General features: G+C 67.3%; 9 protein-coding genes and 2 rRNA genes. 8 read left to right on the top strand and 3 right to left on the bottom strand.

Going from position 1 to position 13,068, the window contains the following annotated elements:
• Window positions 1–7: 7 nt before the first annotated feature.
• From BA062_RS05955 to BA062_RS05945, 3 genes are read left to right on the top strand one after another with little or no spacing between them, the layout of a single operon-like run.
• The gene (locus tag BA062_RS05955) at window positions 8–1,009 is read left to right on the top strand and encodes a hypothetical protein (protein ID WP_110335062.1); all 1,002 of its coding nucleotides are present in this window, start codon (window positions 8–10) and stop codon (window positions 1,007–1,009) included.
• Entirely contained in the window at window positions 1,006–1,467 is a 462-nt protein-coding gene (locus tag BA062_RS05950) for an ABA4-like family protein (protein WP_110335061.1), read from the top strand. The genes BA062_RS05955 and BA062_RS05950 overlap by 4 nt, the downstream gene beginning before the upstream one ends.
• The gene (locus BA062_RS05945; RefSeq protein WP_110335060.1) at window positions 1,439–2,245 is read left to right on the top strand and encodes a purine-nucleoside phosphorylase; all 807 of its coding nucleotides are present in this window, start codon (window positions 1,439–1,441) and stop codon (window positions 2,243–2,245) included. Before BA062_RS05950 ends, BA062_RS05945 begins: the two co-directional genes overlap by 29 nt.
• Before the next feature lie 296 nt (window positions 2,246–2,541).
• Here the strand turns inward: BA062_RS05945 and BA062_RS05940 are convergent, their stop codons facing one another.
• On the bottom strand, window positions 2,542–3,744 hold the full coding sequence (locus tag BA062_RS05940; protein ID WP_110335059.1) for a PucR family transcriptional regulator: 1,203 nt from the start codon (window positions 3,742–3,744) through the stop codon (window positions 2,542–2,544).
• A gap of 69 nt (window positions 3,745–3,813) precedes the next feature.
• On the opposite strand from BA062_RS05940, the gene BA062_RS05935 reads away from it, so the two are divergent.
• The 5 genes from BA062_RS05935 (at window position 3,814) to hisS (ending at window position 9,559) form a co-directional block, all read left to right on the top strand.
• The gene (locus tag BA062_RS05935; protein WP_110335058.1) at window positions 3,814–5,469 is read left to right on the top strand and encodes a phospho-sugar mutase; all 1,656 of its coding nucleotides are present in this window, start codon (window positions 3,814–3,816) and stop codon (window positions 5,467–5,469) included.
• A gap of 105 nt (window positions 5,470–5,574) precedes the next feature.
• The gene (locus tag BA062_RS05930; protein ID WP_110335057.1) at window positions 5,575–6,030 is read left to right on the top strand and encodes a flavodoxin family protein; all 456 of its coding nucleotides are present in this window, start codon (window positions 5,575–5,577) and stop codon (window positions 6,028–6,030) included.
• A 38-nt stretch (window positions 6,031–6,068) separates the two neighbouring features.
• Complete coding sequence (locus tag BA062_RS05925) at window positions 6,069–6,749, top strand: LppX_LprAFG lipoprotein (RefSeq protein WP_110335056.1); 681 nt, start codon at window positions 6,069–6,071, stop codon at window positions 6,747–6,749.
• A complete protein-coding gene (locus tag BA062_RS05920; RefSeq protein WP_110335055.1) occupies window positions 6,746–8,257 on the top strand; it encodes an MFS transporter in 1,512 nt (503 codons plus the stop codon). The genes BA062_RS05925 and BA062_RS05920 overlap by 4 nt, the downstream gene beginning before the upstream one ends.
• Window positions 8,258–8,266: 9 nt before the next feature.
• Entirely contained in the window at window positions 8,267–9,559 is a 1,293-nt protein-coding gene (gene hisS / locus BA062_RS05915; RefSeq protein WP_110335054.1) for a histidine--tRNA ligase, read from the top strand.
• 105 nt (window positions 9,560–9,664) lie between these two features.
• Here hisS and rrf read toward each other — a convergent pair.
• Window positions 9,665–9,781: ribosomal RNA gene (rrf, locus tag BA062_RS05910) — 5S ribosomal RNA — on the bottom strand.
• A gap of 79 nt (window positions 9,782–9,860) precedes the next feature.
• Window positions 9,861–12,984: ribosomal RNA gene (locus BA062_RS05905) — 23S ribosomal RNA — on the bottom strand.
• Between the last annotated feature and the right edge of the window lie 84 nt (window positions 12,985–13,068).

Below are 13,068 nucleotides of genomic sequence, written 5' to 3'. Positions count from 1 at the left end.
GCCCGGCATGTCCGACCTGCTCGGCCAGGCAAGGACCTGGCACCGCCCGATGACGATCTGCGCAGGCGCGATGGCGGCGATGGCCGTCGTCTCGGCCGGAGGACTACTGCTCGACGACCGCGTGCTGCTCGGCGCGCCGATCTGGCTGAAGCCGTTCAAGTTCGCGGTGTCCATCGCCCTGTACTGCGTCACGTGGGCGTGGCTGCTGACCCTGCTGCGGTCACGGCAACGGCTGGCGTACCGGGTGTCCACCGGGATCGCGGTGATCCTGTTCGTGGAGTACGCGATCATCGTCACGCAGGTGGTGCGCGGAAGGGCCAGTCACTTCAACGCCTCGACGCCGGTGGACCAGGTGCTGTTCAGCGTCATGGGCGGGTCCGTCGCGGCACTGTGGGCGGGCACGCTCGTGCTGACCATCCTGCTGCTGCGCACACCGATCCCCGACGGGGCCTCGCGCTGGGCGATCCGCCTCGGCGCCGTGATCTCGCTGGTGGGAGCCGGGCTCGGGGCGCTCATGCTCGGGCCGACGAGCGAGCAGCTGGAGTCGATGCGCAACGGCACACCCACGGGGTTCATCGGCGCGCACAGCGTCGGCGTCGCGGACGGCGGCCCGGCCATGCCAATCACCGGCTGGAGCACCACCGGCGGTGACCTGCGCATCCCGCACTTCGTCGGCATGCACGCCCTGCAGGTGCTGCCGCTGCTGGCGTTGCTGCTCGGCCTGCTCGCCACCCGGTTGCCGGTGCTGCGCGACGGCACGGTGCGGATGCGGCTGATGTTCGTGGCGGGCTTCGCGTACGCGGGGCTGACCGGGCTCGTCACGTGGCAGGCGCTGCGCGGCCAGCCGCTGCTCTCCCCCGACGCCTGGACCCTCGCGGCCCTCGCCGCACTGGTCGTGACGGTGACTCTCGCGACCGTCCTGATCATCACCAAGCGGGAGCAAGGGAGCTTTACTCCCGTTTTTCGAGAGCAAAGCTCCCTTGCTCACCCGGAAAGGACCCCGCGATGACCGGCGCCCTTTTCGAAGTCACCTTCTACCTCGCGGCGCCGTTCTGGGCGCTGATGATCGTCGCGCCCCGTTGGCGATGGACCACCCGCGTCATCGGCTCGCCGTGGATCGCCCTCCCGCCGCTGCTCGTCTACCTCACGCTCGCGCCCGGCGACTTCGCGGAGCTGTGGACGGTGGTGAGCAGGCCGGACCTCGAGGCGCTGCGCGCGTTCCTCTCCTCCGCCGATGGCGCGGCGATGATCTGGGCCCACCTCATCGCGTTCGACCTGTTCATCGGCAGGTGGATGTACCTCGACGCACGCAGGCGCGGGGTTCCTCACCTCGCGCTGGCCCCGGTCCTGGTGCTGACGATCCTGCTGTCGCCGATCGGCCTGCTCGCCTACCTGCTGGTCCGCGCGGTGACGCCCGAAGCACGTAGGCTGCACGACCGTGAACGAGAAGATCAGCCAGCCCAGTGACCTCGCCGCCGCTGCCGCCTCGGTGCTCGCCGAGCGCACCGGAACCGACCGGCACGACATCGCCGTGGTGCTGGGCTCGGGCTGGCGCCCGGCCGCCGATGTGATCGGCGAGCCCCAGACCGAGGTCCCGCTCGGCGAGCTGCCCGGGTTCGAGACGCCCAGCGCCGTCGGCCACGGCAGCACCGCACGCTCGGTGAAGATCGGCGACAAGCGCGCACTGGTGCTGCTCGGCCGGACGCACCTGTACGAGGGCAAGGGCGTCGCGCGGGTCGTGCACGCGGTGCGCACCGCGGCCGAGGCAGGCGTGCGCACGGTGCTGTTGACCAACGCCGCGGGCGGACTGCGCGACGGCTTCCAGGTCGGCCAGCCGGTGATCATCTCCGACCACCTGAACATGACCGCGACATCGCCGATCACCGGCGCGAACTTCGTCGACCTCGTCGACCTCTACTCCGGCCGGCTGCGGGACGTCGCGAAGGAGATCGACCCGTCGCTCGCGGAGGGCGTGTACGCCGGACTGCCGGGCCCTCACTTCGAAACCCCCGCCGAGATCCGGATGCTGCGCACGCTCGGCGCCGACCTCGTCGGCATGTCGACGGTGCTGGAGGCCATCGCGGCGCGCGCCGCGGGCGTCGAGGTGTTCGGGCTTTCGCTCGTGACCAACCTCGCCGCCGGGATGACGGGCGAGCCGCTCAGCCACGAGGAGGTCATCGAGGCGGGCAAGGCGGCCGCAGAGCGGATGGGCGGCCTGCTGCGTGAGCTCGTACTGCGCGCGTGACCGTCGTCACTTTCCGGTGGAGACCGGGGTGGTCGTAATGGGTACGTCGGCCATTTCCCTACGCGTCATCGAAGTCCCTTTCGCGCGTTTATCGCACTGCGGAATGGAGTGGCCACCGCGTACCCCGGCGAGCTGGTCGAGCTCGGAATCGTTGTGGCAGAGCCAATTTGGCCCATCATTGACGGCTCGACAATAACCCAATCGGGTTCTCCCCGGCGCTTTCCGGACTGACGCTGAGCGACTTGTCACCCGGCTGACAAAAGCGGGAAAACCGATGCTCACGGAAATGCGGACCGCTACTCCGGACGAGTGCGCCGGAGCCGGCGGGCCCGTAGCGCCACCGCCAGTGCGAACCGCTCGTCCGCGTCCCGCAGCCGGTCGCCGTAGCACTCCTCGAGCTGATGGATCCGGTAGCGCACGGTCTGCGGGTGCACCTTCAGCTGGCCCGCGACCTCCGGCGCGCCTCCCCGCGTCTCCAGCCACGCGGAGAGGGTCTCGGCGAGCCGCTCGCGCTGCCGGGCGTTGAACCCGTCGAGCGGCGCCATCGCGCTGTGCACGAACCGCTCGGCGAGCGTCGGATCGCTGAGCAGCCACAGCGTCAGGAGGTGGTCGGCGCACGAGACCACCGGCGCCCGCTCCACGACGCCGTCGTCGATGAGTCCCGCGAGCTGCCGCGCCCAGCGCAGCGAGTCGCGGGCGTCGGCGAGGCGGACGACGGGGCCGACCACGCACCACCAGCCGGTGAGCGCGGCCGCGAGCTCGGACACGACACCGCCGGGCGCGGGCACGACCAGGCACGGCGCGTCGCTTTCGAGGTCCACGAGCACGTCGTCGGCCAGCTCGGGGTAGCCGGGCGGCTCGGTGTCGCCGTCGCGTTCGAGCACGACCACCGTCACCTCCTCGGGCAGCGTCCAGGCCGCCGCGGCGGCCTGGTCCACGAGCACGCCCGGGGGCACCGGCTGCTCGGAGAGCAGAAGCTCCAGCAAGCGCTTGCGGCGACGTTCGAGCGCCCCGGCCGCGCGGGCCTGCGCGGCCACGTAGCCCTCGTGCGAGAGCGCCGACAGCTCGTCGATGTAGGCGAACAGGGCCGCGGCGAGCTCGCACATCGTTTCCACCGGAAGCTTCGAGCGCAGCCCGAAGTCACTGAGGGCCTGCCAGCCGACCCGCCCGCCGATGCGGTACGCCGACTGCAGCACGTCGATGCTGCGGCCCTCGCTCACCTCGTACCTGCCGAGCTGGCGGAAGAGCGCGGCGGTGCCGTTGCCCGCCGCGGCCGGGTCGAGCAGCCGGTCGAGGAACTCCAGCACGCCCTGCTGCACACCGTGCAGGATGGCGTTGCCGAACGTGCCCTCCAGAGGCCTGGCATAGGCGGGAATGGACGACTGGATCTGCTGCAAGATCAGTTGTGCAACATCCGCCGAGCGACGCCGCATCGCGGGAGCCAGCACGGCCAGCTCCGCACGGGCGGCTGCTCCGATCGGCGCCGTGTCGTTGCGCATGACGGCCTAACCCCCTTGGCGAGCGGGGGCGACGGTAGCGGCAATCCCGGGCCTTGACAACATTGTGCGGTGACGCAACCTTCGCCGAGGCTCACCACAGACCTTCGTGACCAGGCCTTTCGCTGGATCGCCGACGACGTCGACCCGGACACGCGCACAGAGTTGCAGACCGTGCTCGCCAGGGCGATGGGTGGCGACGCCGACGCGGTCGCGGAGCTCGCCGACCGCATGGACGGCCCGCTGACGTTCGGCACCGCGGGCCTGCGCGGACCGGTGCGGGCGGGACCGAACGGGATGAACCCGGCCGTCGTCGTGCGCACCACCGCGGGGGTGGCCGCGTGGCTGACGAGACACGGCAAGGCCGGCGGGACCGTGGTGGTCGGCAGGGACGCGCGGCACGGCTCGGCGGCGTTCGCGGCGGCCGCGGCCGAGGTGCTCAGCGCCGCCGGGTTCGCGGTGACGGTGCTGCCGGGTCCGTTGCCGACCCCGGTGCTCGCTTTCGCCGTCGGACAGCTGGGCGCCGTCGCCGGCATCCAGATCACCGCGTCGCACAACCCGCCTGCCGACAACGGTTACAAGCTCTACGACGACACGGCCGCGCAGATCGTGCCGCCCGCCGATCGCGAGGTGGAGGCCGCGATCGCGGCGGCCCCGGCGGCGGTGGCGGTGCCGAGGGCTCCCGGTGCCACGACGGCAGGCGGGGACCTGCTGGAGGCGTACCTTTCGCGCTGCGCGGCGTTGCCGAGGGGCACGGCGCGGACGTTGCGGGTGGCGGCGACGCCCATGCACGGCGTGGGCGCGGACGTGCTGGAGCGCGCGTTGCGAGCGGCGGGTTTCGCCGACGTGCACCTGGTGGCCGAGCAGGCGGAGCCGGACCCGGACTTCCCGACCGTGGCGTTCCCGAACCCGGAGGAGCCGGGCGCGACCGACCGGTTGCTGGCGCTCGCGGCCGACGTCGACGCCGACCTGGCGATCGCGCTCGATCCGGACGCCGACCGGTGCGCGCTCGGCGCGCGCGAGCCGGACGGCACGTGGCGGATGCTGCGGGGCGACGAGACGGGTGTGCTGCTCGGCGAGCACGTGCTGTCCACAACGGACAGCGCCGATCCGTTGGTCGCGACGACGATCGTGTCGTCGTCGATGCTGGGCAGGATCGCCGAGGCGCACGGCGCGCGGTACGTGGAGACGCTCACGGGCTTCAAGTGGCTGGCGCGGGCGGGCGAGGGCCTGGTGTTCGCGTACGAGGAGGCGCTCGGGGTGTGTGTGAACCCGGGGTTCGTGCGGGACAAGGACGGCATCGCGGCGGCGGTGCTCGCGTGTGATCTGGCGGCGACGGCGAAGGCGGCGGGCCGCACGCTGTTCGACGTGCTCGACGACCTCGCCGTGCGGCACGGGGTGTATCTGACCGACCAGGTGTCGGTTCGGATCCCGGACCTGCGGGCGCGGGCCGAGCTCATGGACCGGGTGCGCACGGCGCCGCCCGCGACACTCGCGGACGTGACCGTGACGGCCGAGGATCTGCTGCCGGACGCGGACGTGCTGCGCCTGCGGGGCGAGGGCCTGCGGGTGGTGCTCCGCCCGTCGGGAACGGAGCCGAAGCTGAAGGTCTATCTGGAGGTGACGGCCGACGTCCCGTCGGCCGAGTCCCTCCCGGAGTCCCGCCGGACGGCGGCCGAACGCCTCACCGCGCTGCGAACGGAACTCTCACAGCTGCTCGACGGGTAGCCCAGAGGGGAGCAAGGAGCTTTACTACCGAAAAACGGTAGTAAAGCTCCCTTGCTCCCTCACGGCGCTTGCGCCACCCGCTCGCCGAGTGCACGCTGAGCCACTGTGCCCACGTTGCTGATCGTCCACCACACGCCGTCGCCTCACCTGCAGGCCATGTTCGAGGCTGCGGTCTCCGGCGCGACCGACCCGGAGATCACCGGCGTCGACGTGGTCCGGCGGCCCGCGCTGTCCGCCACCGCCTCGGACGTCCTCGCCGCCGACGCCTACCTGCTCGGCACGCCCGCCAACCTCGGCTACATGTCGGGCGCGCTCAAGCACTTCTTCGACACCGTCTACTACCCGTGCCTCGACGCGACCCGCAACCGGTCCTTCGGCTTCTACCTGCATGGCAACCAGGGCATCGAGGGGGCGCAGCGGGCGATCGAGAGCGTCACCAAGGGCCTCGGCTGGCAGCAGGCGGCGCCGCCCGTGGTGGTCATGGGCGAACCGGACAAGGACGACCTCGCCGGGTGCTGGGAGCTGGGCGCGGCGCTCGCCGCCGGTCTCATGCCGGAATAGCCGGTACGCGGGTACCCCGGTGGCCCTACGATTCCGGCATGGTCATCCGCCGAATCCTGTTGGGGATGCTCGCGCTCACGGCCGCCGTGACCGCGGGCTGCACGTCCGACGACGCTCCGAGTGAGTCACTGCCCGACGGTCCCGCCCTGATCAAGGACGCCGCGGCGGCCACGGGCGACATCAAGAGCACGCATTTCACCCTGCAGGTGAACGGCACGGTCAAGGGACTGAGCGTGCAGAGCCTCGACGGCGACCTGACGAAGCAGGGCGACGCGAAGGGCACCGGCACACTCAAGCAGGCGGGGCAGCTCGTCGAGGTCGAGTTCGTGCTCGCGGGCGACACTCTCTACCTCAAGGGCCCCACTGGCGGGTACCAGGAGATCCCGGCCGCGCTCAGCTCCACTTTGTACGACCCGTCCGCGGTGCTCGACCCGGAGCGCGGCGTCTCGAAGCTCCTCTCCGGCCTGCGCAACCCGGTCACCCAGGCGCAGGAGGAGGTCGAGGGCACCCAGACCTACAAGGTCACCGGGCAGCTCGGCAAGGACGTTCTCTCCGGCCTGCTGCCGGGAATCCAGTCCGACGCCGACGTGACGTTCTGGCTGCGCACCGACGGTGAGCACCTGCCCGTCAAGGCCTCCGCGGCGTTCCCCGACGACGCCACCGTCGACGTCACGCTGTCCGATGTGGACAAGCCCGTGACCGTCACCCCGCCGGCGTGACCGAGGTCGGCACCACGCGGCGCGCGCGGTCGGTCGCGATCGGCGCCGGTGGACTCGCGGTACTGCTCGGGGCGCTCGACACCTACGTCGTCATCGGCCTGCTGCGGCAGATCATCGAGGACCTGCAGATCCCGGTGAACCGCCTCGAACAGGTCACGCCCATCGTCACGGGCTACCTGCTCGGCTACGTGGCCGCGATGCCGCTGCTGGGCCAGGCGTCCGACCGGTTCGGCCGCAAGACGCTGCTGCAGGCGTGTCTGGCCGGGTTCCTCGTGGGCTCCGTGCTCACCGCGGTCGCCGGTTCGGTGCCGCTGCTCGTATTCGGGCGCGTCGTGCTCGGTGTCGCGGGCGGTGCGCTGCTGCCGGTGACGATGGCGCTCGCCGCCGACCTGTGGTCGGAGCACCGGAGGGCGACCGTGCTCGGAGCGGTCGGCGGTGCACAGGAGCTCGGCAGCGTGCTGGGGCCGGTGTACGGCATCGCGCTCGCCGCGCTCGCGGGCTGGCGCAGCGTGTTCTGGGTGAACGTGCCGCTCGCGCTGCTGGCGATGGTCGCCGTCTACTTCTCCGTGCCCGGCGGCAGGCGGCCCGCCGAGCGCGCCAAGGTGGACCTGGTGGGCGGCGGGCTGCTCGCGGTCGCGCTGGGCCTGCTGGTGGTGGGCCTCTACAACCCGAACCCGCGCGAGCAGGTGCTGCCGAGCTGGGGCCTGCCGCTGCTGGTCGTCGCCGCCGTGGTGTTCGTGCTGTTTCTGGTCTGGGAGTCGCGGGCGAAGACGCGGCTGCTGGACCCCACTAACGTGCGGATGCGGCCGTTCCTCGCCGCGCTGGGCACCAGCATCGCTGCCGGTGCGGCGCTCATGGTCACGCTCGTCGACGTCGATCTGTTCTCGCAGACCCTGCTCAGCCGTGACGACCAGGGCAGCGTGGAGCTGCTCCTGCGCTTCCTCGTGGCGCTCCCGGTGGGTGCGGTCGCGGGCGGGTTCGTCGCGTCGCGGTTGGGGGAACGCTGGGTCGCGTTCACCGGCATGCTCGTGGCGGCGGCGGGCTTCCTGCTGATGTCGGGGTGGACGGCCGACGTGCTCTCCACACCGCACGAACTGGGGCCGTTGACGCTGCCGAGGCTCGACACGGACCTGGTGATCGTGGGGCTCGGGCTCGGCCTGGTCATCGCGCCGGTCTCCGCGGCGGTGCTGCGTGCGGCACCGCTGGAGCAGCACGGCGTCGCCTCGGCCGGCGTCGTGGTGGCGCGGATGACCGGCATGCTCGTGGGCATCGCGGCGCTCTCGGCGTGGGGCCTGCACCGCTTCCACAGCATGACCGCCTCACTCGACGTGCCGATCCGCGTGCTCTACCCGTCCGACGCGGCCTACGAGACCGCGCTCGGCGACTACGTGGGCGCCGTGAAGAACGCACTGCTCACGCAGTACACGGAGATCTTCCTGATCACGGCCGTCGTGTGCGCGGCGGGCGCCGCCCTTGCCCTGCTCATCGGCTCGCGGCGCGGTCACTAAACTCGGTACGTGCCTGAATTCCTGCCGACCGCGCCCTACCGGGGTACCCGGGACTTCCTCCCGCCGGAGATGTCCGTCCGTACCCAGGTCTTCGGGAGGCTGTACGAGGTCATCGAGCGGTACGGGTTCCAGCGCTACGACGGTCCGATCCTGGAGTCGGCTGAGATCTACGAGGCGAAATCCGGTGAGGAGATCGCCAATCAGCAGCTCTACACGCTCACCGACCGCGGGGGACGCCGCCTGGCGCTGCGTCCCGAGATGACGCCGTCGGTGGCCAGGATGATCGCCGGCAACGCCGGTGCCCTGCAGTTCCCCGTCCGCTGGTACAGCCACCCGAACTGCCACCGCTACGAACGCCCCCAGCGGGGCCGGGTGCGCGAGCATTGGCAGATCAACGTCGACATCTTCGGCTCGACCAGCGCGAACACCGAGATCGAGATCTTCGAGCTGATCCACGACATGCTCGCCGGGCTTGGTGCGAGCGAGGACATGTTCGTGGTCAGGGCGAACGACCGTAACCTGCTGTCCTCCGCGCTCACCGACGTCGTGGGCGTGAGCGACGAGCAGTTGCCCGAGGTGTTCGCGCTCGTCGACCGCTGGGAGAAGTACGAGCGGGAGAAGCTCGCCGCCAGCGCCGAAGAGATCGGCCTGACTGACAAGCAGTTCGAGAAGCTGGGCGACGTGCTGACAGCCGGGACGGCTCTGCTCGACGAGCTGCCCGAACAGGTCAAGGAGAACTCGAACCTGGTCAGGGTGCTCGGCAGCAACGCCGCGAGCCTGATCCGCTTCGACCCGATGATCGTGCGTGGCCTTGCCTACTACACGTCGACGGTGTTCGAGGTCTTCGACACCTCGCCGGAGAACAACCGCGCCCTGTTCGGCGGCGGCGCCTACAGCGACCTGGCTTCGCTGTTCACCGCACAGCAGATCCCGGGCATCGGGTTCGGCATGGGCGACGTGACGCTCATGGACTTCCTGGGCACGCACGGTCTGCTGCCGCAGCCGAAGGCCGAGGTGGACGTGGTCGTGATCCCGGTGACGGAGAACCTCGGCGACGCCGCCCGCACGGTGGCGACGTCGCTGCGCCGTTCCGGTGTGCGCACGTCGGTGCCGCTGGAGTTCCGCAAGCTGGGCAAAGAGCTCGGCCGTGCGGACAAGGCCGGCGCCCGGGTGGTCGTGATCGTCGGCCAGGAGGACTGGGACGCCGGCAACGTGACCGTGCGCAGCCTCGCCACCCGCGACCAGCGCGTGGTCGCCGTGGACTCCGCGCCGGCCACGGTCGCCGAACTACTCGCCGAATAGCACGAAGGCCGGTCATTCGAGAGTTCGAATGACCGGCCCGTTTCCCTTGTCACGCAATAGAAGAAGGCCCGCCAGGTGAATACCTGGCGGGCCTCCGTAAGTTAAGTTCGGCGGTGTCCTACTCTCCCACACCCCCACGGGTGCAGTACCATCGGCGCTGGTGGGCTTAGCTTCCGGGTTCGGAATGGGACCGGGCGTGACCCCACCGCTATAACCACCGAAACACTGGTGAAACCATCACTATCCACATATCACATGCGTGTGGTGTTTCAGAATCGTAGAGTGAGTGCGTAGCACCTTTGTAGGCAAGTCCTCGGCCGATTAGTACCAGTCCACTCAAAAACACGTTACCGTGCGTCCATGTCTGGCCTATCAACCCAGTGGTCTACTGGGAGCCTTAACCCACAAAGGGGTGGGAGACCTCATCTAGGAACAGGCTTCCCGCTTAGATGCCTTCAGCGGTTATCCCTTCCGAACGTAGCCAACCAGCCATGCCACTGGCGTGACAACTGGCATACCAGAGGTTCGTCCGTCCCGGTCCTCTCGTACTAGGGACAGCCTTCCGCAAGTCTCCTACGCGCGCGGCGGATAGGGACCGAACTGTCTCACGACGTTCTAAACCCAGCTCGCGTGCCGCTTTAATGGGCGAACAGCCCAACCCTTGGGACCTACTCCGGCCCCAGGATGCGACGAGCCGACATCGAGGTGCCAAACCATGCCGTCGATATGGACTCTTGGGCAAGATCAGCCTGTTATCCCCGGGGTACCTTTTATCCGTTGAGCGACACCCCTTCCACCAGGAGGTGCCGGATCACTAGTCCCTACTTTCGTACCTGCTCGACCCGTCAGTCTCACAGTCAAGCTCCCTTGTGCACTTACACTCAACACCTGATTGCCAACCAGGCTGAGGGAACCTTTGGGCGCCTCCGTTACCCTTTAGGAGGCAACCGCCCCAGTTAAACTACCCACCAGGCACTGTCCCTGAACCGGATCACGGTCCGAAGTTAGATTCCCAGCACGACCAGAGTGGTATTTCAACAACGACTCCACCAACACTAGCGTGCCAGCTTCACAGTCTCCCACCTATCCTACACAAGCCGAACCGAAAACCAATACCAAGCTATAGTAAAGGTCCCGGGGTCTTTCCGTCCTGCCGCGCGAAACGAGCATCTTTACTCGTAGTGCAATTTCGCCGGGCCTGTGGTTGAGACAGCCGGAAAGTCGTTACGCCATTCGTGCAGGTCGGAACTTACCCGACAAGGAATTTCGCTACCTTAGGATGGTTATAGTTACCACCGCCGTTTACTGGCGCTTAAATTCTCAGCTTCACCCCCCGAAAGGAGTTAACCGGTCCTCTTAACGTTCCAGCACCGGGCAGGCGTCAGTCCATATACATCGACTTGCGTCTTCGCATGGACCTGTGTTTTTAGTAAACAGTCGCTTTCCGCTGGTCTCTGCGGCCACTCCCACCTAGCCCGAAAAAGGCTTCAGCAGGCTTGGCCCCCCTTCTCCCGAAGTTACGGGGGCAATTTGCCGAGTTCCTTAACCACAGTTCACCCGATCGCCTTAGTATTCTCTACCTGACCACCTGTGTCGGTTTGGGGTACGGGCCACACATGCACTCGCTAGAGGCTTTTCTCGGCAGCAGAGGATCACCCTACTTCACCACAAACGGCTACGCATCACGCCTCACCCTTCATGCCTGGCGGATTTACCTACCAGACGGGCCACACGCTTACACCAGTATCACCACTGACTGGCGGGGCTACCTTCCTGCGTCACCCCATCGCTTGACTACTACAGGATCAGGCCCCACGCTCACCAACACCACAACTCCGAAGAGTCATGATACGGCTCGGGTGGTTAGTATCCCCTGCCTCGCCAGGGACGCACACACGCGGGTACGGGAATATCAACCCGTTGTCCATCGACTACGCCTGTCGGCCTCGCCTTAGGTCCCGACTTACCCTGGGCGGAACAACCTGGCCCAGGAACCCTTGGTCATCCGGCGGCAGAGATTCTCACTCTGCATTCGCTACTCATGCCTGCATTCTCACTCCCACACCCTCCACGACTCGCTCACGCGGCCGCTTCCCTGGATGCAGGACGCTCCCCTACCCACCCACACGACTACACCCCCCTCCCAAAGAGAGGAGCGGATCTCCTGTGTGAGTGACACAGCTTCGGCGGTGTGCTTAAGCCCCGCTACATTGTCGGCGCAGAACCACTTGACCAGTGAGCTATTACGCACTCTTTCAAGGATGGCTGCTTCTAAGCCAACCTCCTGGTTGTCTCAGCGACTCCACATCCTTTCCCACTGAGCACACACTTAGGGGCCTTAGCTGGCGTTCTGGGCTGTTTCCCTCTCGACGACGAAGCTTATCCCCCGCCGTCTCACTGCCGCACTCTCACACACCCGTATTCGGAGTTTGGTTGACTTCGGTAACCCGGTAAGGCCCCTAGGCCACCCAGTAGCTCTACCCCAGGTGTGAAACATACGACGCTGCACCTAAATGCATTTCGGGGAGAACCAGCTATCACGGAGTTTGATTGGCCTTTCACCCCTACCCACAACTCATCCCCCAGGTTTTCAACCCTGGTGGGTTCGGCCCTCCACGCCGTCTTACCGGCGCTTCAGCCTGGCCATGGGTAGATCACCCCGCTTCGGGTCTCGACCACGCAACTAACACGCCCTCTTCAGACTCGCTTTCGCTACGGCTACCCCACACGGGTTAACCTCGCCACGCAGCACGAACTCGCAGGCTCATTCTTCAAAAGGCACGCCATCACAACGACCAGCGCTGCTCTGACGGCTTGCAGGCACACGGTTTCAGGTACTCTTTCACTCCCCTCCCGGGGTACTTTTCATCTTTCCCTCACGGTACTCGTCCGCTATCGGTCACCAGGAAGTATTTAGGCTTACCGGGTGGTCCCGGCAGATTCACAGCAAATTCCACGAGCTCGCTGCTACTCGGGAACACCATCACACCAACACAACACAGTTTTCGCGTACGGGACTCTCACCCACTCCGGCCCGCCATCCCAAGCGGTTCCACTAACCATGTGTATCAGCGCCAGAAGTGTCAGCCCCTGGACGACAGGTCCCACAACCCCGCACACACAACACCTGACAGCTTGACATGCGCACGGTTTAGCCTCCTCCGCTTTCGCTCGCCACTACTCACGGAATCACACTTGTTTTCTCTTCCTACGGGTACTGAGATGTTTCACTTCCCCGCGTTCCCTCCACACACCCTATACATTCAGGTGCGGGTGACACCTCATAACAGGTGCCGGGTTACCCCATTCGGACACCCTCGGATCACAGCTCGGTTGACAGCTCCCCGAGGCTTATCGCAGCCTCCCACGTCCTTCATCGGCCCCTAGTGCCCAGACATCCACCATGTGCCCTACACAACTTGACCACAAAGATGCTCGCACTCACTCTACAATTCTCAAACACCACACCGAAACAACACCACCGTGCTGCCTCAGGACCCAACAGTGTG

The organism is Prauserella flavalba, from assembly GCF_003202235.1.
Classification (GTDB): domain Bacteria; phylum Actinomycetota; class Actinomycetes; order Mycobacteriales; family Pseudonocardiaceae; genus Prauserella_A; species Prauserella_A flavalba.
Note: the sequence above shows the minus strand (reverse complement) of the source record. Positions and strands in the feature narration are given on the sequence as shown.